Origin of the sequence: Mesorhizobium temperatum, assembly GCF_002284575.1 — a bacterium.
Classification (GTDB): domain Bacteria; phylum Pseudomonadota; class Alphaproteobacteria; order Rhizobiales; family Rhizobiaceae; genus Mesorhizobium; species Mesorhizobium temperatum.
This window is the reverse complement of record NZ_NPKJ01000053.1, coordinates 329,232-352,042: the sequence shown is the minus strand read 5'-3', so window position 1 is coordinate 352,042 and position 22,811 is coordinate 329,232. Positions and strand designations below refer to the sequence as shown.

Here is a 22,811-nt window from a genome sequence, read left to right as displayed (position 1 = left end):
TAGACTGAACCGTTCGGTTCGATGCGAACATTGACTTAGCGCGGAGAGAGGCCCATATCAAGAGCGATCGAACCGATCGGTTCGAATATTTTTCGAGGTGTGACGTTATGACCGAGCCCGACAAGGACCAGTGCGATCTGCTGGATGGCCTGCGTCGCGGCCGCCCGGCGGCGGGACAGGACCCGGTCAAGCGCAGCCAGATCATCGAAGGCGCGCGGCGTGTCTTCATCGACAAAGGCTTCGAAGCGGCGTCGATGAACGACATCACGCGCGAGGCCGGCGTTTCCAAGGGCACGATCTATGTCTATTTCGCCAACAAGGAAGAGCTGTTCGAAGCGCTGATCGAGGAAGAACGCGGCACGATCTTCAAGAACATGTACGATTTGCTCGACCGCGCCGACGACCTTCGCGAGACGCTGGTGAAGTTCGGCAAGGTGCTGTCCCTCAAGATCACCTCGGCCAAGGTCATCCAGGCTCAGCGCACGGTAATCGGCGCGTCCGACAGGATGCCCGAAATTGGCGCGCGTTTTTACGAACGCGGCCCGAAACGCGGCCACGACAAGGTCGTTGCTTTTCTCAATGCCGCCATCGATCGCGGCCTGCTCAAGATCGACGATGTCGATCTTGCCGCCTATCAGTTCACCGAACTGTGCCTGGCTGGCCTTTTCCGCCAGTGCATATTCGCCTACCGCACCAAAGCCCCGAGCCAGGATGAAATCGACCACATCGTCAGGTCGGGCGTCGGCATGTTCCTGAAGGCTTACGGCACCGAAAGGCTTGCCACGGAAGAAAGCACCCAGACGATTGCACTGGAGGCAAAGTCCTAGCCGCCATTGGCCGCGAGCACGATCGCCGCGCGCAATTCCTCGAGGCCCTCGTTCCTTTCCGACGACGTCGCGAGAACGAACGGAAACGCGGCCGGCCGCTTCTTGATCTTCTGCAGTGTCTCTTCGATCAATCGCGGCACGCCGGCCGCCTTGATCTTGTCGGTCTTGGTCAGCACGATCTGGTAGGACACCGCCGCCTTGTCGAGCAGCGACAGCACTTCGTCATCCTTCGCCTTGATGCCATGGCGGGCGTCGATCAGCACGTAGACGCGCTTCAGCGTGACGCGGCCCTTGAGATAGTCGAAGACGAGTTTCGTCCAGTCGTCGACCTTCTCTTTGGGCGCGGTGGCGTAGCCGTAGCCCGGCATGTCGACCAGCGCCATCGGCGGCAGATCGGCGCCTTCGCCGGAAAATCCGCCCGGAACGAAATAGTTGAGTTCCTGCGTCCGCCCCGGCGTGTTGGACGTGCGCGCCAGTCCCTTCTGATTGACCAGCGCGTTGATCAGCGACGATTTTCCGACATTCGAGCGGCCGGCGAAGGCGATCTCCGGCGGCCCTTCCGGTGGCAGGAATTTCATTGCCGGCACGCCGCGGATGAAGATCCACGGCCGCGTGAACAGCTCGATGCCGATCACGGTCTTGTTCAACGCGTTCAAACCGCTGCCTCCAGAAGAGAAATATCGGCGCCACGAATGGCATTGAGATTGCGGCTGATCTTTTCCACCGGCCAATCCCACCACGCCGCCGCCAAAAGCCGCCGGATGGTCCTGTCGTCGAAGCGCATCTTCACCACCTTGGCCGCATTGCCGGCGACGATCGCATAGGGCGGCACGTCATGCGTCACCACCGACTTTGCCGCAACGATGGCGCCATGGCCGATCGTCACGCCGGGCAGGATCGCCGCTTCCATGCCGATCCATACATCATTGCCGACCACTGTGTCGCCACGCAATTCCCTCGACCAGGTCGCCGGGTCGAAACCCTCTTCCCAGCCATGACCGAAGATGTTGAACGGATAGGTCGAAAAGCCGGACATGGCATGGTTGGCGCCGTTCATGATGAAGCGCGCGCCCTCGGCGATGGCGCAGAACTTGCCGATGATCAGCCGGTCGCGGATCAATGGATAATGATGCAGCACGCATCGCTCGGCGAATTTGTCCGGCCAGTCCGGATCGTCATAATAGGTGAAGTCGCCGATCTCGATGTTCGGCGCCGTGACCAGTCCCTTCAGGAAGCCGACGCGGGTATGCATCGGGATCGGGTGCTTGATGTTGGGGTTGGGTCCGATCATAGATGGCTCCATCGACGAAAAACAGGCAGGTCAAAATAGCGCGATCCGCCCGGCAGCACCAACCGCGTGCGCAGCGGATCATCCTTACCTGTTCATCGAAGGAGCGCTCCTGAAACGACAGCGAGCTTATAGGGATGTGTCGCGGCGGCGTCTACCGGCGGGCCGACTGGTTTCGCCGTTCGCCGGCGGCTCGGCTTGTGCGAAAAAAGCCCCGGTCGGACCGGGGCTTTCCTGGATTCGCAAAAGGGGAGCGCCGGCTATTCCGCCGGTGACGGTTTCTTCCGGAACAGCGCGACCAGATTGTCCCACAACTCGATCTTGGCGCCCTGTCGCTTCATGATCACGCCTTGCTGAATGATCGAAAGCAGATTGTTCCAGGCCCAGTAGATGACGAGGCCGGCCGGAAAACCCGCCATCATGAAAGTGAAGACCACCGGCATCCAGGTGAAGATCATGGCCTGCGTCGGGTCGGGAGGCGTCGGGTTCATGCGCATCTGCAGGAACATGGTCAGGCCCATGATCAGTGGCCAGACGCCGATCATCAACATATCCGGTAGCGCGATCGGAATGAGGCCGAACAGGTTGAAGATCGAGGTCGGGTCGGGCGCCGCCAGATCCTGAATCCAGCCGAAGAACGGTGCGTGCCGCATCTCGATGGTGATGTAGAGCACCTTGTAGAGCGCAAAGAAGACCGGGATCTGCAGCGCCACCGGCCAGCAGCCGGCGAGCGGATTGATCTTCTCGGTCTTGTAGAGCTCCATCATCGCCTGTTGCTGCTTCATCTTGTCGTCCGCGTATTTCTCGCGGATCTCGAGCATCTTGGGCTGCACCTTCTTCATGTTCGCCATCGACGCGTAGGACTTGTTGGCGAGCGGATAGAAGGCGGCCTTGACGACGACGGTGGTGGCCAGGATGGCCAGGCCGAAATTGCCGAAGAATTTGTACATCGTGTCGATCAGATAGAACATCGGCTTGGTGATCCAGATGAACCATCCCCAGTCGATCAAACGGTCGAACAGCCTGATGTTGCGGTCTTCTGCATAGGCGTTGACCTTGGCGACTTCCTTGGCGCCGGCGAAGATTTCGGTCTCGACCGTCGCCGACTGGCCGGCATCAACGGTGATCGGGTCGGTGAGGAAGTCGGCCTGGTAGCGCGGGCGGCCGTCCTCGAAATAGGCGTAACGCGGCTGGAACGGCTGCTTCTCGGCCGGTACCAGCGTCACCGCCCAGTATTTGTCGGTGATGCCCAGCCAGCCATCGGTCGACTTGCTCGGCGTAAACTGCTTGTCCTCCTCGACCGACGAATATGTGTGTTCCTGCAGGCCTTCCGTGCCGGTGACGCCGATCAGCCCCTCATGCAGCACATAGATGCTGGCAACGGCAGGTTTGTCGAAGCGGGTGACACGGCCGTAGTTCGACAGGGTGACTGGGGCTGAACCTGAATTCTGCACAGCGTCCGACACCGTGAACATGTAGTCGCTGTCAACGGAGAAGGTGCGCTTGAAGGTCAGGCCCTTGTCGTTGGTGAAAGTCAGCGTGACGGGGGTCGCCGGGGTCAGCGTCGCATTGCCGTCGACGGTCCACACGGTTTCCGGGCCCGGCACCGTGCCGGTCTTGTCGCTGCCGATAAAGCCGATCTCGGCATAGTAGCCCGTAGGTAGCGCTGCCGGGTTGAGCAGTTCGATCTCGGGCGAGTTCTTGTCGACCGTCAGCGTGTAGTGTTTGAGCTTGAGGTCGTCGAGACGGGCGCCGGTGAGGTTGATCGAGCCCTCCAGGCTCGGCGTGTCGATCCTGACGCGCTTCGTCGACGCCAGCGCCTGCTCGCGGCCGGCCGGCGTCGTGCCGTCGGTTCCCGGTGCATTGGGAATGGCGCCTTGCTGCGGCACCGGCGTTCCGCTGCTGCCCGGACTGGTGCCTTCGGCCGCCTTCTTCTGCTCCGCTAGCCGCTGTTCTTCGATACGGGCCGCCTCGCGTTGCGCCTCGCTGTGCGGCAGCACGTAAAAATACTGCCAAAGCGACAGGATCAGCACCGACAGCGCGATGGTGATGAAGAAGTTCCGGTTGTTTTCCATCGAAAGCCTTGGCCTATCGTGTTCCGCGCAGTCGGCGGGAGAGTTCGGCCTTCAACTGGCCGAACGGAATGGTAAGCACATCTTCGCGCCCGACGATGACATAGTCATTGCCAGGCTCCATGTCACCCGCGGCATGCGTGCGCACGGCTTCTCTCAGCCGCCGCCGGATGCGGTTGCGGACGACTGCGTTGCCGACCTTCTTGGTGACCGTGTAGCCGACGCGAGGCGCCTCTGCGTCGCTGCGGTCCAGAACCTCGACGAGAAAAAGCCGCCCGCGGCGCTTTTCGCCACGCCGGACGGCCAGGAATTCCGCGCGCTTCAGAAGCCGCTTGGGATGTGCTCCCACTGGCTTGCCGGTTGCGGGCAACGATCTCGTCTTCCGTTCAGGCGCTGAGCCGCTTGCGACCGCGGTTGCGGCGGGCTGCGACGACGCCACGACCACCCTTGGTGGCCATGCGGGCACGGAAACCGTGCCGGCGTTTGCGGACGAGTTTGGACGGTTGGTAGGTACGCTTCATTTGTTTTAATACCGCGGGGTGCGGCCCTTCTTGATTCTGTCACTCTGTAACAGGAGCTTTGCCGGGCCGGCTTGGCGCGATCGAAACCGCGCCGGGACGAATGGCCCGAGCGTGAGCGGGCTTATAGAAAGAAGGGTTTTGGAAGTCAATCCGGCGCCGACATCCGGCGCCGTCAGGCCGGTGGCTGAAGTGATGGCCGAAGTCTGGGCGGTCTTATCCCGTATTGGGACGAAGGATGAAATTGGCAAAAAAGCCGCAATGGCCTAATCTTGGCTGATCAAGTGATCGTGAAGAAAAAGCAGCATGAGTGAAATCCCATCCGTGGAGGAAAGGACCGATCGGGCGACCGCGGCCGCCCGGAGGGTGCCGTTGTCGCGTGGATTGTCGACAAAGCTCCTGCTGCTCACCATCGTCTTCGTGCTCATGGCCGAGGTCCTTATCTTTCTGCCCTGGATCGCCAGCTATCGGCTGAGTTGGCTGAAGGAGAGGCTGAGCACCGCCGCGGCCGTCTCGATCGTGCTGGTGCAGGGAGAGCCCGCCTCGCTGTCCCGCGCCGCCCAGAACGATGTGCTGATGGCGATCGGCGCCAAGGCGATCGCCGTGCGCGACGGCGGTGTCTCGCGGCTTCTGGTCGTGGCTGAGATGCCGCCGCAGGTCGACGAGCATATCGACATCGCCAATGTCGGCCTGTTCGAGGGCATGACCGGCGCTTTGGACACGCTGTTTTTCGGCGGCGAGCGGATGCTGCGCGTTTTCGGCCCGGTCGGCGACAGCGACAAGGAATTCGAGCTGATCATGCCCGACTACAGCCTGCGCAATGCCATGCTCATCTATTCGCGCAACGTCGCCTTCGTCTCGCTGCTGATCTCGCTGTTCACCGCCATGCTGGTCTATGCCGCCATAGACCTGATCATGATCGGCCCGATCCGGACGATGACGCGCTCGATGCTGGCCTTTTCCGAGGCGCCGGACGACCCCGGGCGGATCATCCACCCTGCCGCCCGCGCCGACGAGATCGGGGTTGCTGAGCGTGAGCTCTCGCAGATGCAGGAGCGGCTGCAAAAGATGCTCTCCGAGCAGAAGCATCTCGCCGACCTTGGCCTCGCCGTGTCGAAGATCAACCACGACATGCGCAATATCCTGGCGTCGGCGCAGCTGATGTCGGACCGCTTGCGCCAGGTCAAGGACCCGACCGTGCAGGCCTTCGCGCCGAAGTTGCTGCGGGCGCTCGATCGCGCCGTATCCTATTCGGAAGGTGTGCTCGCCTATGGCCGTACCCAGGAGCCGCCGCCCTCGCGCCGCAGGCTCAGGCTGCGCCAGCTGGTCGACGACGTCCACGGCCTGCTCGACACCGAAGGCGGCATCGAATTCGTCAACGCCGTCGATCTGGCTTTCGAGGTGGATGCCGATTCCGATCAGCTTTTTCGCGTGCTCACCAATCTTTGCCGCAACGCCGTGCAGGCGATGGCGGCGGACGCGGAAAGTGCGGTGGTACGCCGGCTGGAGGTGTCGGCCGAGCGCGTCGGCAGCGTCAGCCGCATCACGGTCACCGACACCGGCCCCGGCCTGCCGCCGAAGGCGCGCGAGAACCTGTTCGCGGCGTTCCGCGGCTCGGCCCGCAGCGGCGGCACCGGTCTTGGCCTGGCGATCGCCTATGAACTGATCCGCGCCCATGGCGGCACGGTGGAGCTCGTCGAAAGCAGAGGCGGCCGCACCACTTTCGCGGTTACCATTCCCGACCAGCCAGTCCGGCTCGACCAGGCCCGCAACGGCCTGCGCCGCCCGGCCTGATCCTGCCCCGCCCGATCCTCGTCAAGGCACAACAGCAAAACTTTTGCCGGATCGGCTTGCTTTTCGGAAATTCAGTCGCTAGGGAACACGTCACATCGCGGCCGGTCGTTAAGGATCGGATCGCGGGCCCTGCAAAGCATGGCCTGTTGCGCGCCCGTAGCTCAGCTGGATAGAGCACCAGACTACGAATCTGGGGGTCAGGAGTTCGAATCTCTTCGGGCGCGCCATTTCACCGGAAGAGATTCGAACACTGTCAGGTTTCAAGATAGGGGTCGAAATCGTTCGCGCTGCCCAGGTTGACCGTCAAACGCATCCCGACAATCACCAAGGGCTTAGGTCCGGCCACGGTGCTGCGGGGATCGCAGCGGTCCTGGCTTGGGCCCGGCGGGAACTCGCAAGCTTGAAGGAAGCACCGACAGCGAACGATGTACTTACTAGTCTTGCGAACCATACAGCTAGAGGCTCTATAGCGTTCTTCCCACGACCAAGCTGACGCAGCCGGGACGGGCTGCGGCTCAAAACGTACAGTTATTCGACTGCGACCAGCGTCCTAACTACCCCGGTACCATGGCTAAAAAGGTTTGCAGACGAGAGTGGTATTCCTTCAGAGATCAGATCTATTGTCCCATCCACGAGGTCCAAACAATTCAATGACCCACTTGGCACCGTTGTCGTATTCAACCAGGGCTATTCCATTTCCATTCCAGTCGTCAGCTTTTTCGTCAACGCACCCTACAAAGCGTGAAGACGCTCCCGTATTTGACTTAGACCATTCTCTTATACGCCAGATACAAGCATCATCGTCATGTTTGAAGTCGAGCGTGAAGGACATGTCTCCGTCCTTGGCGTCGTCAAATGTGTAGCTGCTCCCTGAACGGGATGAAGCCATACCTTTGAGTTCAATGGCTCTATCTTCAAAAAATGACTTTAGAGCCGCACGAGAACCAGCACCAAAAACTCCATCTATCTCGCCGTCGTAATAGCCCCATTGTTTCAGCCGAGTTTGAAGCTCCTTCTTCGTTTCGATGTCCGCGCCCATTGAAAGGCCGGCTGGCAACGATCTGTCGCTGGGGAGCGCGGCAAGCATTGCCCAATCTTTCCTCGCCCTCGCTATCTCCTGAAAACCACCGCTTTGGTCACCCGACCTGGTCCAGATTTTAAAGAGACGGGCGAGGAACACATTACCGCCTATGACGGCAGCCTCAAATGGCGCGGTGCCATCATCGTCAGGCTTATTGATCAGCCTCCGCACCTCATTTGATTCGAAAGCCGAGAAGAAAAACTTCCGATACGATATGTCGTCTTTCCACAAATCCCCGCCGGTGTTGGCGCATAGCAAGACAAGCGCTGACCGACCCTTTCTGTTACGCGCGCTTAGAAAGCGCAGTGTGGAGTTCTCATTATTTCTAAGTAAGGCCGCTTTGAGTAACGCGATAACGATGTTGAACTGCTCTGACTTGCTTTCGTTCATGAACGCCGCATGCAGAGCTGTTGAACCTTCGGGGCCGATCGCCGCCAGGTCAGCGCCCGCTTTGAGAAGCTCTTCCACAACTCCTGAGGTGCTGTATGCTGCCGCGAACACTAGGGCGGGCACATCACCTATTTTCAGGTCAGGGTTTTCGCCGCTGCTGAGTGCCAAGTATACGAGAGCGGCCTCATTTTTGTGGATCGCTGAGGCCAGACTGTATTCTTGCTTGGGTGCGGAAACGCCGCCCAGCTTTTCCGCGAGAGAGTCGAAGCCTAGGGAGTTCGCAATATCTGCAGGTCGCAATCCGTTGGGATCACCAATTTTAGGATCTGCGCCCGCCGACAGCAGGAGATCCACGGCCTTTTCTTGCCCCGTTGCAGCGGCAACTGACAACAAGGGCATGCCTCGGCTGGTTCCATTGGCATTCGCCCCACCCTTGAGTAAGAGGGCGACAAGCTCCATGTTGCCGGAAACTATTGCAATTGACGCTGGAGTAAGTCCATCCGCCGTTGAGCTATCCAAATCTGCACCCGAAGCTATGAGCACCCGCGCAACTTCGGTGTTGCCTGCCACCGCAGCTTCGATGAGCGCGTTGATCCCCTGTTCTGAGGGCTCGTCAATCTTGGTGCCCGACTTCAGAAGCCTTTCCACGGTGCCTATGTCGCCCTGCCGCGCGGCAAATCGCAGTTGCTCCTCCGGGTTCGGCTTTCGATTATTGAGGGTAGCCACGACAAGTGGGTTGCCCGAGCGCTCGGCCAATTGCTTCGCCGTACCGCGTTGGGTTTCAAGATTCGCATCTGCTCCCGCACGGACGAGTAAAGAGATGGTAGCAGTCGCTTCGGACCCAACGGCCACAAACAGGGCGGTCGTTCGGTCACTGTTCAACAAATCAGACTTAATGCCCTTGGCGAGCAACTTAGCGACGGTTTCTGCGTCATCTCGATTGGCGTAATACGAAAGCAAATCAGCCTTCGTTTTCTCAGAAAGGCCATCGATCTCGAGCTTTTCAAGCCGATGAGCGTTAGTAACTAGTTGCTCGAATGTTTTGCTGGTCTCATCGCCGTAAGTAGGTGCGACACTCGTCAGACAAACAACGGCGGTAGTTATGAGCGATCTAAATCTCATAGGAAGACTCCTTGATGAGGGGAACAAGAATCACTTCCTAATATCTATGATCTTCTCTCTCCCACACGCAGTTTGTGGGACGGAAGAAGGCTCTGTCCACTTTGTTCTGAATTTGCTCACATGTTAGAGCCGAAGGGTTCGCATCGTTGCGACGATTATTCTTTCTAGCTGCTACCTGTGCTTTAGCACGTGCCTGGCGCGCTTCTTTGGCTTGACGTACAGCGTTGTCAAACTCTTCACGCCGTGCTTCGTACATAGCGTCAACAGCAGCTTGTGCCTGTTGAAAGATCTGACCGAGGTCATCGCTTTGAAGGAAGTCTGTCGAGACGTTACCTTTGAAGAACTGGACCTGTCGACTTGCAGCCAAATCGACATCCCGGCTGAAGCCTGCGGCTTGTCTTAACGCCTCCGCTTCATTGAATTTGTCCATCGCTGCTTGAAAGTCCGCAGTCGCCGCTTTGTTAATTTCGATCACAGAGCCTAGGGCGCTCTTGACCATAAGCGTCTGAAAATCATTCCATCCGCCAAATTTTGCTCCGTTGGGCAGAACTATGCCAACGACGCCTGACAAACGATCATGTCTCGGAGTGGACGCCTGGAGCGCGCCATACGCACTTCCCAAAGACGACAGTCTTTCGAAACTCGAGCCCCCTGGTATCCGAAGAGCGTCTGGGGCACGTAAGGCAAGGTTTGATGCATAAGTACCAGGAGTGCTGCGAAGCGCCTGCCGTGTAGACTGGAACTCTTCTCTGGACTGCCGATCCCTAGCGGCTACATTGGATAAGCAGCGGTTTCGAGCGTTGCCGGCCTCTGAAAGGACCCGTGAGTGCTCGGAGTGTAGCGCGTTTGCCCTTTCGTACAGCGGTCGCGCCTTGTCGCTGCCGCTTTGGACAGCAACGTCCCACGCCTCATCTCCCGCTTGTCTGGCTTCATCCCTCAACGACTGAAGGATTGGCTGATACTGATCGTAGAACCGGTAGCACTCTTCGCGACTTGTAGGCGCGAAGGGTTCTACGGGCAGTGTATAGGCCGATGCGAGTGTTGGCGAGCCACACGCGATCGCAAGCACGAGAACTCTATAGGTGTGACGGACCGAGTGCATGACTAACTAGCCAGCGGAAAAACTGCCGTACGGTATGAAAGCACAAAAAGCAGGTACAGGAAATGCCTCTCATGCACACCGGCTGATCGTGTCACTGTGTGTCTATGGACTGCTTTCGCGCATGGCGCCCTTACCGCGAACACTTTCCGAGCTTTGGCACGGGTTTGTCCTAAATCTTTGCATACCCTAGGAGCGGATGGACGAAAACCATGGTCGCGCGGAGGATTATATAGTACATACAATAACATAGCGGTGCCCAGTTTCATCCTCTCCGGCGCGCCAGCCAGCCCGAAGGCTGACAGCACCGATCTAGGAACCAGCAGCGTCGCCCATTAACCATAGGCTGGCGGGTTTGTCAAGGTTTCGTTGAGTCACGGCTCAAGGTTAACGGCGATAGCCGGAGTCTTCACGGGATTGTAACCAGTACATCTCACAGAATGCGAGGATGCATATATCAATAAAAAATAGTTTCTTATTTAGCGCGTCATATATAGTTACTGACCGTGATTTTTCCAAGGACGAGTTGCAAGCACCAAGGCCGTTGGCGGAGTCACTCCGCTATCAGTTCCGGATTCGGAAAAAGATATGTCGATCTCGGCACAACTCTTGTCGAATCTGACACATCTTTTGCCGGACTCAGCATCGCTTGTTGGGATACATGGGAGGTCATCTGACGTTCAAAGGATGACGCCGTGACCCTCCTTCAAATCGCTTACGCAATGATCGCCGTCTCGTATATTGTCGCTGCTGTAGCGCTGTATGTGGGGCATTGATCTTGTGACAGACCTTTTTAGCGAAGGTTCGTATTTCGGCTTGAGCGGTCTCACATTGAGTGAGAACGTGATCCACTTTCCGCGCGGAATAAAGCTTGAACGGACGTACGCCTATGTGATGGCTCCAGTTATCTTGGCGTTCGCGCCTGCTGAGAAAGGCAAGCCTCATCCCGCTCCGTGGCGCTACAGCCGTAGCAGCGACGGAGATGAGATAACCGCCCAACTATATATTCCGGCGTCGGCCGCGAGTTCGCATCCCGCGCGGCTTCGGATGGCATGGACTGCTCTGTTCCTGCTAAGGCTCTGGGTCAGCCCAACAGTGCGCATGCTTGTCTCTGCCAATTTGCCGTTTCCCGCGATAGCTCACGCGCCAGATGAGGTCGCGAACATTATCCAACTAGATAAGCGGCCTTGGACGTTCCCGCTCCAGCTTGTCGATGAGAGCAAGGTCCTCGAAAGTATCAACTGGGCGGTTGAGAACTTCGATACGGCACTGCGACTGACGAGCGAGAGCGAAGAGTTTCGCCTTGCCGTCTATGCGCTCGACTCCGGACAGTTTTCGGAAAGCTCGACGCTTGCTCTCGTGTCGATCTGGGGCGCGTTGGAAGCAATCTTTTCCCCGTCTACGTCCGAGTTGCGCTTTCGGGTATCGGCTCTAATAGCCGCGTACTTATACCCACCCGGCGTTGAACGCATGGAACAGCAAAAACGGATCGCATCCCTGTACGACAAGAGATCGGCTGCGGTGCACGGAAAGCCTAAACACGAAAGCGATGACTTACTGATCACCTTTGAGCTAGTGCGAAAGGTGCTGATCAAGTTTATCAGGGACGGGAAGGTCCCGACGAAGGCCGATCTCGAAGCCCGCCTATTTGGCATCTCATGATTCGATAGCGGGGCGCACGTGAACGACCACGACGAAGCGCGAAAATCCTTTGGCTCAGACAGCGCGCAGCTTGTCTATGGAAAGCGCGCCGATGGCACGTTGGCGCATATCAGCGAAGTGGTGCGAGGGCTTGCTTGCCTGTGCATCTGCCCCGCCTGCGATGGACAATTGGTCGCCCGGACCAAGGCAGATTTCCGAGTCCCGCACTTCGCTCACAACGGCGGAGAGGCGTGCGGCGGTGGACCAGAAACGGCCCTGCATTTGCTCGCCAAGGAAGTCTTCCGTTCCAATCCGATGTTGTTCCTTCCGGAGCGCTTCGCGCTGGACAAACAGCAGCGCGTCTTCACGCTGCCAGCGCAGGAAGTCGCGACCGAATTCCTGCGGATGGAATACACAGATCGCGAGAGGATCATTCCTGACCTGTACGTTCGCGCACTAGGTCACGAATTTTTCGTTGAAGTCGCGGTGACGCATTTCAGCGATGCCGAGAAAGTCGAGCGGCTTCGCAAGCATGGCGTCCCATCGATTGAAATCGACTTGTCGAAACTGCCGCGTGACTCGACACCTGAAGCCATTGCCGAAGCCGTGTTGCGATCGGCAAAACGCCAATGGCTGTTTCATCCGAACATCGACAAGGCTGAGGCCAAGCGGGAGGAAATCGAACGGCAGCGTCAGGCCGAACTCGCCGAGTCGCTTGCTAAGCCTATCGCGCAAGGGAAGTCGCTCACCTTAACCTATAAGGATGCCGTCGAAACCTTCAAATCGTTCAGTGCGGAATATCCTCGCAAAGCCGATCTTGAAGCAGTCGGCATTGCCGAACATGTCGGCATCAAGGTTCCCGGCTTCGCCTGTTTCACGGTGACACCTGCCGTCTGGCAGTCGATGATTTTAATCGATGTCTTCCATGAAAGCGCACTCGGCAATCAAGCGCCCGCAGCGATCCCGATCGCAAATTATCTGGAGAAGCGAGGGCTGATACGGCCGCAGTTCAAGCGCATCCCTCGCGACGTTGCGGACTATGCTAACTCATTCGACTGGAACTTTGCTCCGCCTTGGAAGGCTGTCGACTCGTACCTAAAGCATCTCGCGAAAGCTGGCGTCCTTTTCCCGCAGCGTTCCGGCATGGCTCTGTCGGGACTCTACAAAAGCCGTCTCACTGTCGTGGAGTCGGCGACTCAGGCCGTCAAATGGATATTGGCTCAGCTTCCTGCTGCCGAGCGTGGAAACATGACTGCCGAATCTTGGCTGGACTCCGTTCATGCCGACTCCGGCCTGACGTTCAGGGCGGCACTCCAGCCCGGTCTTGAATTTGCATTCGAGATTGGGAGCGGCATCAACGCTATCGCGCACATGCTTGCCAAGAGCGGACCAGTTCCACGAAGGACATTCGGGCTACCGATCGAAGCCGCATTGGAGCGTCACAGTGCTGAGGGAGCACTGCGCGCCGCAGAGCAGCGTAAGGAACGGCTGGAGGAGGTAGCTCGATATCGCCAGTCGCGCCGTGACCGGCTTTGCGTGGATGTCGAGCAGGCTCTAACTGGTCCAGCGATTGGCGAGTTCCTGAATACGAAGCGCGCCGATCTAGGTGGCATGACGCCAGTTGAATCGGCAGAAGATAGCGAGGTCGGATTGAGCCGGGCGCGCGAGCTTCTTTCGAATTTGGTGAGGCAGCGGGAAGACGAAGCGGAAGATGCAGCCGAGCGGCAGCTATACCGGGAGAAGATCACGGCCGATGCAAAGCGCACTCTGTCTGCCGGGAACGTCGAAAGCTTCTTGAACGCCCGCGATGACGATCTAGGACGTATGACGCCGCTCCTTTACGTGAGAGATGAGGACACCTATCGCAAGGCGCTTGTGAAGCTCTCCCAATGGGAGCGGGAGTTCGGCTGGCCGTAGTGGTGCACTCCAAAACGCCCGCATGTGCTAAACTGAAGTTAGTGTGCTGGGGAGGGGCCGATGAGCGCGCGACAAATCTTTGCCAACGGGGAGAGATGGGGAGACGTTACAGCGAGGGCAGCGTTCCCCGTTCTCCTCCGCCGCGCCATGGACGGCGAACCAATTACTTATGGTGGTCTCGACGATATTCTGGTGGCTAGAGGCCAACCGGGCGCAATCGCGATCGCCTATCGCTACGCAGCGGGAAAGGTTGGCGATATTTGTGAAGCATTGAGCGACGATCTGGGGGAACGTATCCCTCTGCTAAATGCGATCATTGTCAACCAAGGAACCAACTTACCCAGCGACGGTGTCGATGAATATCTGGCCCGGTCTCTTGGAAAAACTCCACGCGCCATAAAGAGGCTAAGTAGCGAACACAGAGACGCCTATGCGCAACAGGCGATTGAGGCGGTTTTTGCCTTCGACGGTTGGGACCGTGTTCGCAGGCACCTTCGAATTCCATTTAGTGATCTCGAAAAAGGAAACCCGCATCGCGGTAAGCCAATTCCTCCGCCCGATCCCAAGCGATTCGCCACGGGTCCAGAGTCGGCGGCGCACAAGGCGCTAAAGGCTTGGGCGGCGGAGCACCCCACCTTCTTTTGGAGTTTCGGTAAATTCAACAAAGCCAAGACTGAGAAAATTCTGTCGTCGGGCGATCGACTTGATGTCCTGTTCGACAATGGAATGAACATGCTGGCGGTTGAGGTAAAAGCGCGGAGTGCACCGGCCGAAGAAATCCAGCGTGGCGTGTATCAGTGCATCAAATACAGGGCGATTCTCCGAGCAATGCAGCTTGCCGCCGCAAAGGCTCCAAACGGTAATGCAGTCCTCTTGCTGGAGCGGAAGCCTCTCCAGAGCGTAATCGCTCTCGCGGAGCGCCTTGCGGTTAGTATCGTGACCGCTCCTGCCGATCTGCGTTGAAGGGAGGACAGCATGGATGTCCTTTGGTTCCTGACACAGCGGACGAAATTCATCCGCCGCTATTACGAGACAGCAAGCGCGCCGTTTCGTGAAATCATCCGCAAGATTGAAGCAGAGGAAGCGCCTTATGAACCGCCCTATAGCGAGGACCCGGAGCCGCCGTTTCTGACCGAATGGGGCGATGCAAATACCTCACTGGATGTTCTGGGAGCTACGTGCGTTTCGATGCTGTCGGAGTCTCTCAAGCTCTACTTTTCGACATGGGAGGGGCTGCTACACGTCGATTGTGGAAAACATTCCCGGTCGTCGTTCAAGAAGGGTTTTGTGAGTGGCTACAGGGATTGCTTCGGCACCGTCCTCAAGGCTGACTGGAGCGACTGTCCGGCAGACTTCGATGTCCTTGAACAAATCGTGCTGGCGCGCAACGCCGCAGGCCATCCCGTCCAAATCGCATTTCTGCACCTGAGTCATAGTGAGGGACTTGAGAAGAAATTCCCCGCGCCCGTCTTCGTTAGCGACTATGAGAGACGACTTATTGAAACCAACCAGCACGTATGGCGGAACTTGAAACTTGTCGTGACCGAGGAAGCCTTATCCGAGGCCATCCGACAGGTCGAAATATTGGCTGAGTGGATGGAGGCGCGGCTGTTCAAGGTGCTTTACCCGCGCAGCGGATCGGAGGGCTGAGATGACTGTGCAGCTAGTGGTAAAACCAGCAAATACTTTCAAGCCCGAAGAGCGGAGTGCATTTGTGGAATTGGTCAAGCAAGACCCCCAAGTCAACGAAGCGACTCTACCGGGACTCGTTGATGACGCTCACTTCCTCGCCTTCTTGCATCTCGACGGCGTATTAGTCGGAACCAATGCCATCAAAAACAATCCCGGCTATTGGGGAGGCATTGAAGAGAAGGCCGGGGTTGATCTTCCCCCTGCGGATTACTTTGCCGAAGTCGGCTATCTCCACGTTGCCGAGGGGAACAGGGGAAAGAAACTTGGCGATCTCCTCATCCTTGGCACCTTCGCGGCCGTCAAAGGGCAAGGGCTGTTTGCGACGATCCAATCGACGAACATCGGATCACGCCGCATATTCGAACGACATGGCTTCACACAGGTCGGGAAGTCGTGGCCTTCCACCAAGGTGAAGGATCAATTGAATCTCTATATCCGACCTAAGTGATGGCACTCCCGGTCGTACTGGATACATGCGGACTGTGCGGCACTATCGGCCACACTACCCGTGAGCATGTGGTCCCGAAATGCCTCTATCCAGCATCGAAGTCAAAGAGCAGATTTCAGCGGATCACGATTGCCGCGTGTGAAGCCTGCAACAATGGAACGGCCGACGAAGATACCCACCTCCGCAACGTCCTCTTGGTCGCGGGTGACGCGAACGACGCCGTTCGCGAGATATGGGAGAGCAGCTTTCAGCCACGCATGTCAGGTGGTGACGGCCGTCGTCGGGCGAAGCAGCTTTTTGACATTATGCGACCCGCTCCAGACGCAGGGGCCAATCGTCATCGAATATACCCAGCCGAGGACCCTCGCATCGTCAAGAGCATCCGTAAGGTCATTCGCGGATTGTCTCGGCATTATGGGCTTCACTACCCTGTGAGCGATGGACGGGTGTTCGCCGACGTTTTGAGACAACCGGTCCCGCTATATCTCCTCGACGACATGCAGCAAGCTTCTGCCGAGCCCGACATTTTGACATACCGCTATCAGATCGTCACCGACACGCCGGGGCTTCTGTCAGCGTGGCTGCTTACGTTCTACGAGCGCACGACGTTTGTTGGACTGGTTTACGCTGACGAAGAAAGCAACCCGACCACCACGGGGCCGAGCCTCTAGGGTAGCCTTCGGCGCACGGAATCCAGTTTGCAGCCCGTCCCTAAACCTTTGATCTCTTTCGTTCGGGTCTACGGTCGGTTTGCAAAAAGATGCAAGGGAATCAACGAACCGTTGCAGCCTACGAATCTGGGGTCAGGAGTTCGAATCTCTTCGGGCGCGCCATTTTTCCACCGAGCAGGAAGAAACTGGACACCGCTTCATGCATTGGGGCGGGGGACACCCTGTCTTCACCGAAGGAGACGTAAGGCGCCGCGCCGACTGCAGGCTCCACCGACACTGCATGAGCCTGGAGAGCTATATTCGTCGCCGGAGAAGAGTACGGTTTCGACAATAGTCCCGCCGATCATGCTGATGTCTCCTCAATTCCGGTCATCAGGACCCCGTCGGAATCGACGGCGGATAAGCGCATCGCCTTGAGATCCTTATAATCGTCTGAGCCATACCAGGCGGTCGCCCGCTCCAGGCTGGGAAACTCGATCATCACGAGGAAGCTCGGGCGCCAGTCGCCTTCAACGACCGTCGGTTCACCGCCGAGGACGCGATACCTGCCCCCGTAGGCGGCCACGACGGGCGCTACAGCCGTCTTGTATTGGGCCAACTCGGCCGGATTTCTCACTTGCTTGTTGTGGAAGAGAAAGAAAGCGCTCATCGCTACCTCCAGGTTCGTCTGCTGCCGCCCTTCACCTATGCTCGTCTAACTTACGCTTCCGCCCGATGAGACGAGCTGTATAGGTTACGTTGATCTCAGTAGAAGACAGAAGGGATGTAGCTCCCTTCCGGTGTCCGGTATTCGCCGATAGTCATGAGCGTCATGGGCTTTGCCGCCTTTAGGCCCTCGCTCAGGCACCAGCGGAACAGCCTCGCCTGCCGAACTGGCAGCAGAAATGACAAGGGTTCCGCATTGGCTGCGCCTGTACCCAGGATCAAGGCCCTCATGTCGGCCTCGGTCTCGGCGAGGCCATGATTCGCGATCCAGAACGTGGGGGCCGTAAGATACCCCGTCACGATACCGTCACGCTCGCTCACCATGGGCGCGAGAAGCCGCATTGCATCCGCCAGTTCGCTCGCGCGAGAGAAGCCGTGAATCCGGGCGCAGAGCGCGTTGCAGGCGTCCAGGTCCCGCTCGGTCATGCGGCGAACCGTTATGCCTGATCCGGGCTCGCTCGACGGCCGACCGGTCATCACCAGCACCGGCTCCCGCACGTCGAACCCGAGCGAGGCATAGAGCGACACGGAGCGCATGTTGAAGGCGTCCTGAAGCAGGCGGATGCCGGCCGCACCGCTCCCACGCTCGAGCACGGCTGCCATCAGGCAGCGCCCGATACCACCGCCCTGCCGGCGCGGGTCAACGGTGATCGGACCGACGCCCCGGATCGCATCTCCCTCCGCGAGAAAGTTCGAGCCGACCACGCTCCCATCCTCTTCGGCGACGACGCCGAAGATCGAGGGATGGGCAATGAACGACTGGGCCAATTGAGTCGCGGTCTCGACAGCTTGAAAGTCCGGCGAGAACCCGTGGCGCTCGGCGATACCCTGAAAGGCTTCGTAGATGATGCGTCCGCACGCCTCGGAATCGGCGGGCCTTGCGACGCGAATGTGAATGGCCATGACTCCTCTCCTTCACTCTCGAACGGCTATTTCTGTCTGGCAGCTTACCGAGAGAGCGGCGCGTGATGTGCATGCACGCTGCCATTCCGGTGGTGTTCGCAGGTGACGGCAGGATTGAACGGAGCGAACACACCGTTCGGATTTTCCCGATAGATCCAGACATGCCGATCATGATGCGGCTCGAACAGGTGGGCCTCGTCGGCCGGTGTGGAGGGATCGTCGATCATGGTGTCGTAGGTCACCCCATGGAACGAGGGAGGCGCGTCATGTCCCGCAGCCTTCCAAGCCTTGGCAAAAACAAGATTCTCGACCGCAATGAGTTCAAGGGAGCCATCTGGCTGCGGCTCGTAGATGAGGATCGACGGCCGCAGAAAGTCGGTATGGATCCCCGTGCCCTCCACGCGCGGGTTCGGTGGGCCGGCTATGCCGAGCAAGTCAGGGCGGAAGAAATGAATGCCCATGGCGCCGAGTTCTGCAGGCCGGCCCATCATCTCGGCGGTGTCGCACAAGTTCAGCGGATCCCGAACGTAGCCTTCAGCGAGCGCCACATTGACATCGCGGAATCGATCCGTCGCCGCACGAACTTGGGCGAGGCTCGGATCGCCGGGCGCGCTCGACAGGATCTCGCCGGTTGACGGTGAGGGTGTCTTGGCGACTGCACGGTTCGCGGCTTCGACCGCGGTCAGCACGGCCATCGTGGCAATGAGCGAAAGTTTGATAGACATGTCGTACTCCTTCCGTGCTTGGCGCGCAGACGAGTCCAAGGGCGCTCACGCGCGCCTGCCGTGAGCGGGACGGGTCGTCAGGAGGTGGATCACGCTGGTCAGCCAGCCCGGTCATGATCAGGAGGGTGGCGGGCTGTCTCAGCGGCGCCATCGAAAGTACGCCGCTCGGCCACTGTCACCAATCAGCATTGTTGCGCAATGGGTCGGCTCAATTGCAGAATGTTCGCGTGTACGACTGGAACGACCTTCGATATTTCCTAGCCGTTGCCCGCACCGGCAGCACCCTCGCGGCCTCGCGCGCGTCGAAAGTCAACCAGACCACGATCGCCCGGCGGATTGGCGTGCTGGAGCGGGCGATCGGGATGAAGCTCTTTCACAAGAAGCAGACAGGCTACGTTCTCACCGAGGCGGGAGCGGAGCTCCGCGCGACCGCCGAGCGCGTCGAGGTCGAAGCGAATGCTTTCGCCGAGCAGGCCGGAGCGATGGGGCGGCGCATCTCCGGCGTCATCCGCGTGACCACGAACGAGGGGCTCGCCAACACCGTCATGGCCCCGGCGCTCAGTGCCTTCCGCAAGTTGCATCCCGAGGTGAGGGTGGATCTGGTGGTCGACGAGAGACGGCTGGACCTGACGCGAGGGGCAGCGGACGTGGCATTGCGGACCGGGGCGCGCCCGACGGAGAGTGGACTCGTCGCCCGGCGGCTCACGCCAATGGCTTGGGCGGCCTATTGCAGCCGCAACTATGCCGAAGAGCGAGGTTGCCCAAGCTCGGTCGACACGCTGTGCCGACACGTCCTGATCGGCGCTGAAGGGCCGATTGCAGCTCTGCCAGGCTGGACCTGGCTACGACAGGCGGCGCCCGGCGCCGAGGTGGTGGCGACGTCGAGCTCGCTCACTAATCTGATTTCGGCCGTGAAGTCCGGGCTCGGAGTCACCATCCTGCCCTGTTTTCTGGCCGACTCCGACCCCGACCTGGTGCGCTGCATCGGCCCGATCCCCGGCGTGCAATCGGATGTCTGGCTGGTGACGCGCGAGGACGCGCGGGACGTCCGCCGAGTTCGCGCCTTCATAGATTTCCTGGCAGCGCATGTGGCCGGCATGCGACCCCTTCTGGCGGGGGAAGCAGGACCCGGGCGGGCGAGGATTTGACCGTCGCCCGCCGAAGCCACTAAGCGGTTTTCACCCCCCTCGCTCCCCTGGGGCGGTGGGTTTTCGGCTGCGGCTGTGCGCTCCCTGCCTCTCGAATTTCCTAGCAGCAACAATGACATAGGAGTTCTCAGTTTCATTCTGTCCGGCGCGCCAATTGGAATGTACATCCCAACCTACTTAATGGCACAGACCAAATTGCGATGAAGGGCGAAGCAGCGCTGAACTTGTTTGTTGGCCCTGCCGGGCTATCCTCGCCAGCGGAGCGCTTCGATCGGGAGAGCGAACGCGGCTGGCGGCGGCTTGGATAATAGAGATGTAGCCTGGAAAGGGCGGGCACCAAGTCCTCCAGCACCTGCGGAAGCCGTCCTTCAGCAAGGAAGGGGCGCAGCGCGTGGTCGGGCAGGCAGGCAAGACCCAGGCCGTTCAATGCGGCGTCGCCCTCCGCCAGTGCGGCGACGGACGGCTCCGGACGAACCAGATGATGGCAGACGAAGGTCAGAACAGTATAGGCCACAATCATCACGCAATTATGAACTGTGTTGATAAGCCTATCCGGGATTATAGGTCTAATCTTGGGCTGTGCGTCGCCTTAAGTGTCAGTAGTAATAGTCCGTGCATCGCCCGCCGCTCAGGAATAATGCTGATGGAACGCAAGCTCGCGGCAATCATGGCCGCCGATATCGTCGGCTACAGCCTGCTGATGGCTGAAAACGAGGCTTCCACCTACGCGAAGCTGCGCGCTGTTTTTGATGAGCTCATTGACCCGACCATTGCCCGCCATGGCGGGCGCATCGTCAAGACGACGGGAGACGGCTTTCTCGCCATGTTTCCTAGCGTCAACGAAGCGGTTGATGCGGCGCTGGCCATACAGGAAGGCTTCGACAAGGGCCCGTTCGAGCTGCGCATCGGCATCAATCTTGGCGATGTCATCGAAGATGACGGCGATGTATACGGCGACGGCGTCAATGTGGCCGCCCGTCTTGAGGCCATGTGCGATCCGGGGCAGATATTCGTCAGCGGCGCCGTGGTGATGGCGGCCGACCGCAACAGCGCGGACAGGTTCGTCCGCATCGGCCGCAGGCGGGCCAAGAACATTCCCGAACTTCTCAATGTCTACCGCGTAAGGCGCGCGGGGTTGTCATGGTCCGCGTGGCGGCAGGTGCCGCAGGTGCTTCGCAGCACCGCCGCCCGCTGGTCATATGGTGCGGCCGCCATCGTCCTCATTCTCATCGGTACACAGATTGCGCCTCTTCCGCTGGCAGCGATGGTCAGCCGTATCCCGGCTGCGCTATCTCTCGACCAAACCCGCGAGGACCCGAGACCGTCTGTGGCGGTCATGCCTTTTGCCGCGATGAGCGGCAGCGGGGAGCAGTCGTATTTCGCTGACGGACTGACCGAGGATGTGACTACGGCGCTCGCCCGGAACCCCGAGCTGCAGGTCATCGCGCGTGACTCCACATACGCCGTTCGCGGTCAGGATGCGGATGTGCGCAAGCTCGGGGCGAAGCTTGGCGTTGATTACGTGGTTGAAGGCAGCGCCCGCCGTGAAGGCGACCAGCTGCGCGTCTCGGCGCAGCTGATTGATGTCGAAACCGGAGCGCATTTATGGTCGCGCAGTTTTGACCGGCGAGTTGCAGACGTGTTCACCGTCCAAAGCGAGCTGACAACGGAAATCGTTGCCCAGATCGCGCCCTATATCGGCAGGAGCGAGGCGGCGGCGGCAGCGGAGCGCCCGACTGACAACCTGCAGGCCTATGACCTCGTGCTGCAGGCCCGCAACCGCTACCGGCACGGCGCCAATGACCCGAAGGACATTCTTGAGGCACGCGGCCTTTATCAGCGGGCCGTGGAAATGGACCCGTCCTACGCCGCCGCCCGCGCGGGTCTCGCGCTGACCTATATCGCCAGTGTGGCGCAGAGGGCTGACGGCCGGGCGGCCGCGCCCGAGCTGGACCTTGGTCTCAGCGAAGCGCGGCAGGCCGTGCGCCTCGATCCCAATCTTGGCTTTGGCTATCAGGTGATCAGTTTCGGGCTTGCAGTACAGGGTGATTACTCAGGCGGATTGCAGGCGGCCAGGCGCGCTGTCGAGCTCAATCCGAACGATCCCGACAGCATGATGGCTCTGGCGAAGGCGCAGGTCCGGTTCGGTGAATACGATGAAGCCGTTGAGAATGCGGAGCGGGCGCGCCGCCTGCATCCCATGGCGCCTGAATATTATGCCTACGTCCATGGGCAGGCACTCTACGCCGCTGACCGCCGCGACGAGGCCTCAGCCGTCATCGAAGAATGTCTTGTCAGGGCGCCGCGCGATGCGAACTGTCTTCTGATTCAGGCGGCCTTGCAGGGTGGAGGCGGAGAGATTGAGGCGGCGCAGCAGACCATGGCGAAGCTGGTTGAAGCGCACCCGACATTCTCGCTGGAGGCAGAGCGCGCCTACCGCCGGTTCGGGGACAGACCATTGATGGATGAGTTCCTGCAGGACTTGGCGCAGGCAAAGGCCCCGGAAACGACCTGATATCATCGCTAGAATTACATAGCCACTTCAATAACATAGCGGTGCCCAGTTTCATCTCGTCTGGCGCGCCAATCCCACCGAATCCACGATTTCCTTCGATGCGCTTCGCCAGACTACACTGACGGAATTCGTTGTCGTAGCGTTGGCAGTGTTCGGTGGGATTCGGCGTTTACAGCAGTACATTGCCCCCTTCGGTGGGCATCCGATGCATTTGTGGCAGCCGCTCAATCTTCGGCTTTCGCCCGCCTGCGTTTC

General features: G+C 59.3%; 20 protein-coding genes, 1 tRNA gene and 2 pseudogenes. 11 read left to right on the top strand and 12 right to left on the bottom strand.

Annotated elements, in window-relative coordinates; all coding sequences use genetic code 11:
* Positions 1-107: 107 nt before the first annotated feature.
* Complete coding sequence (locus CIT26_RS19585) at positions 108-827, top strand: TetR/AcrR family transcriptional regulator (protein WP_095494094.1); 720 nt, start codon at positions 108-110, stop codon at positions 825-827.
* Here CIT26_RS19585 and yihA read toward each other — a convergent pair.
* The 5 genes from yihA to rpmH all read right to left on the bottom strand — a co-directional run bounded on the left by yihA (position 824) and on the right by rpmH (position 4,708).
* On the bottom strand, positions 824-1,483 hold the full coding sequence (yihA, locus tag CIT26_RS19580; RefSeq protein ID WP_095494093.1) for a ribosome biogenesis GTP-binding protein YihA/YsxC: 660 nt from the start codon (positions 1,481-1,483) through the stop codon (positions 824-826). The genes CIT26_RS19585 and yihA overlap by 4 nt on opposite strands.
* The gene (locus tag CIT26_RS19575) at positions 1,480-2,118 is read right to left on the bottom strand and encodes a CatB-related O-acetyltransferase (RefSeq protein ID WP_095494092.1); all 639 of its coding nucleotides are present in this window, start codon (positions 2,116-2,118) and stop codon (positions 1,480-1,482) included. The genes yihA and CIT26_RS19575 overlap by 4 nt, the downstream gene beginning before the upstream one ends.
* 257 nt (positions 2,119-2,375) lie before the next feature.
* Complete coding sequence (yidC, locus tag CIT26_RS19570) at positions 2,376-4,190, bottom strand: membrane protein insertase YidC (RefSeq protein ID WP_095494091.1); 1,815 nt, start codon at positions 4,188-4,190, stop codon at positions 2,376-2,378.
* 13 nt (positions 4,191-4,203) lie between these two features.
* Entirely contained in the window at positions 4,204-4,557 is a 354-nt protein-coding gene (rnpA, locus tag CIT26_RS19565; protein WP_095494090.1) for a ribonuclease P protein component, read from the bottom strand.
* 16 nt (positions 4,558-4,573) lie between these two features.
* Positions 4,574-4,708, bottom strand: a complete 135-nt coding sequence (rpmH, locus tag CIT26_RS19560; protein WP_008833937.1) for a 50S ribosomal protein L34 — start codon at positions 4,706-4,708, stop codon at positions 4,574-4,576.
* Positions 4,709-5,011: 303 nt separating this feature from the next.
* On the opposite strand from rpmH, the gene CIT26_RS19550 reads away from it, so the two are divergent.
* Both CIT26_RS19550 and CIT26_RS19545 read left to right on the top strand, forming a co-directional pair.
* Entirely contained in the window at positions 5,012-6,499 is a 1,488-nt protein-coding gene (locus CIT26_RS19550; RefSeq protein ID WP_095494089.1) for a sensor histidine kinase, read from the top strand.
* Positions 6,500-6,649: 150 nt separating this feature from the next.
* A tRNA-Arg gene (locus CIT26_RS19545) sits at positions 6,650-6,726 on the top strand.
* A gap of 703 nt (positions 6,727-7,429) precedes the next feature.
* Here CIT26_RS19545 and CIT26_RS37705 read toward each other — a convergent pair.
* The 3 genes and pseudogenes from CIT26_RS37705 to CIT26_RS19530 all read right to left on the bottom strand — a co-directional run.
* Positions 7,430-7,529 (bottom strand): annotated as a pseudogene (locus CIT26_RS37705) (peptidoglycan-binding domain-containing protein); the annotation flags it as partial.
* 768 nt (positions 7,530-8,297) lie between these two features.
* A pseudogene (locus tag CIT26_RS37700) lies at positions 8,298-9,092 on the bottom strand (ankyrin repeat domain-containing protein); the annotation flags it as partial.
* 37 nt (positions 9,093-9,129) lie between these two features.
* A complete protein-coding gene (locus CIT26_RS19530) occupies positions 9,130-9,663 on the bottom strand; it encodes a hypothetical protein (protein WP_143747868.1) in 534 nt (177 codons plus the stop codon).
* A gap of 1,290 nt (positions 9,664-10,953) precedes the next feature.
* On the opposite strand from CIT26_RS19530, the gene CIT26_RS19525 reads away from it, so the two are divergent.
* The 6 genes from CIT26_RS19525 to CIT26_RS19495 are packed head-to-tail and all read left to right on the top strand — an operon-like array spanning position 10,954 to position 16,560.
* The gene (locus CIT26_RS19525) at positions 10,954-11,853 is read left to right on the top strand and encodes a HEPN domain-containing protein (RefSeq protein WP_095494085.1); all 900 of its coding nucleotides are present in this window, start codon (positions 10,954-10,956) and stop codon (positions 11,851-11,853) included.
* 18 nt (positions 11,854-11,871) lie between these two features.
* A complete protein-coding gene (locus CIT26_RS19515; RefSeq protein ID WP_143747866.1) occupies positions 11,872-13,749 on the top strand; it encodes a competence protein CoiA family protein in 1,878 nt (625 codons plus the stop codon).
* A gap of 60 nt (positions 13,750-13,809) precedes the next feature.
* Positions 13,810-14,712 (top strand): hypothetical protein, encoded by a 903-nt coding sequence (locus CIT26_RS19510; RefSeq protein ID WP_095494082.1) that lies wholly within the window; start codon positions 13,810-13,812, stop codon positions 14,710-14,712.
* A gap of 12 nt (positions 14,713-14,724) precedes the next feature.
* Positions 14,725-15,399 carry a hypothetical protein gene (locus CIT26_RS19505; protein ID WP_095494081.1) on the top strand — a complete coding sequence of 225 codons (675 nt, stop codon included), beginning with the start codon at positions 14,725-14,727 and terminating at the stop codon, positions 15,397-15,399.
* 1 nt (position 15,400) lies between these two features.
* Complete coding sequence (locus tag CIT26_RS19500; protein WP_095494080.1) at positions 15,401-15,889, top strand: GNAT family N-acetyltransferase; 489 nt, start codon at positions 15,401-15,403, stop codon at positions 15,887-15,889.
* The gene (locus CIT26_RS19495) at positions 15,889-16,560 is read left to right on the top strand and encodes a hypothetical protein (protein ID WP_095494079.1); all 672 of its coding nucleotides are present in this window, start codon (positions 15,889-15,891) and stop codon (positions 16,558-16,560) included. The genes CIT26_RS19500 and CIT26_RS19495 overlap by 1 nt, the downstream gene beginning before the upstream one ends.
* A 343-nt stretch (positions 16,561-16,903) precedes the next feature.
* On the opposite strand, the gene CIT26_RS19490 is transcribed toward CIT26_RS19495, so the two are convergent.
* From CIT26_RS19490 to CIT26_RS19480, 3 genes are all read right to left on the bottom strand, one after another.
* Entirely contained in the window at positions 16,904-17,209 is a 306-nt protein-coding gene (locus CIT26_RS19490) for a DUF1330 domain-containing protein (protein ID WP_095494078.1), read from the bottom strand.
* A 95-nt stretch (positions 17,210-17,304) separates the two neighbouring features.
* Positions 17,305-18,168, bottom strand: coding sequence for a GNAT family N-acetyltransferase (locus tag CIT26_RS19485; RefSeq protein WP_095494077.1), 864 nt, complete (start codon positions 18,166-18,168; stop codon positions 17,305-17,307).
* Between the two features lie 44 nt (positions 18,169-18,212).
* Positions 18,213-18,863 carry a hypothetical protein gene (locus CIT26_RS19480; protein ID WP_245319476.1) on the bottom strand — a complete coding sequence of 217 codons (651 nt, stop codon included), beginning with the start codon at positions 18,861-18,863 and terminating at the stop codon, positions 18,213-18,215.
* Positions 18,864-19,120: 257 nt separating this feature from the next.
* On the opposite strand from CIT26_RS19480, the gene CIT26_RS19475 reads away from it, so the two are divergent.
* Positions 19,121-20,041 carry a LysR family transcriptional regulator gene (locus CIT26_RS19475; protein ID WP_167391458.1) on the top strand — a complete coding sequence of 307 codons (921 nt, stop codon included), beginning with the start codon at positions 19,121-19,123 and terminating at the stop codon, positions 20,039-20,041.
* A gap of 133 nt (positions 20,042-20,174) precedes the next feature.
* Here the strand turns inward: CIT26_RS19475 and CIT26_RS19470 are convergent, their stop codons facing one another.
* Entirely contained in the window at positions 20,175-20,561 is a 387-nt protein-coding gene (locus CIT26_RS19470; RefSeq protein ID WP_095494074.1) for a LysR substrate-binding domain-containing protein, read from the bottom strand.
* A 123-nt stretch (positions 20,562-20,684) separates the two neighbouring features.
* Here CIT26_RS19470 and CIT26_RS19465 point away from each other — a divergent pair, with 123 nt between their 5' ends.
* Positions 20,685-22,556 (top strand): adenylate/guanylate cyclase domain-containing protein, encoded by a 1,872-nt coding sequence (locus tag CIT26_RS19465; RefSeq protein ID WP_095494148.1) that lies wholly within the window; start codon positions 20,685-20,687, stop codon positions 22,554-22,556.
* Positions 22,557-22,811 lie beyond the last annotated feature (255 nt).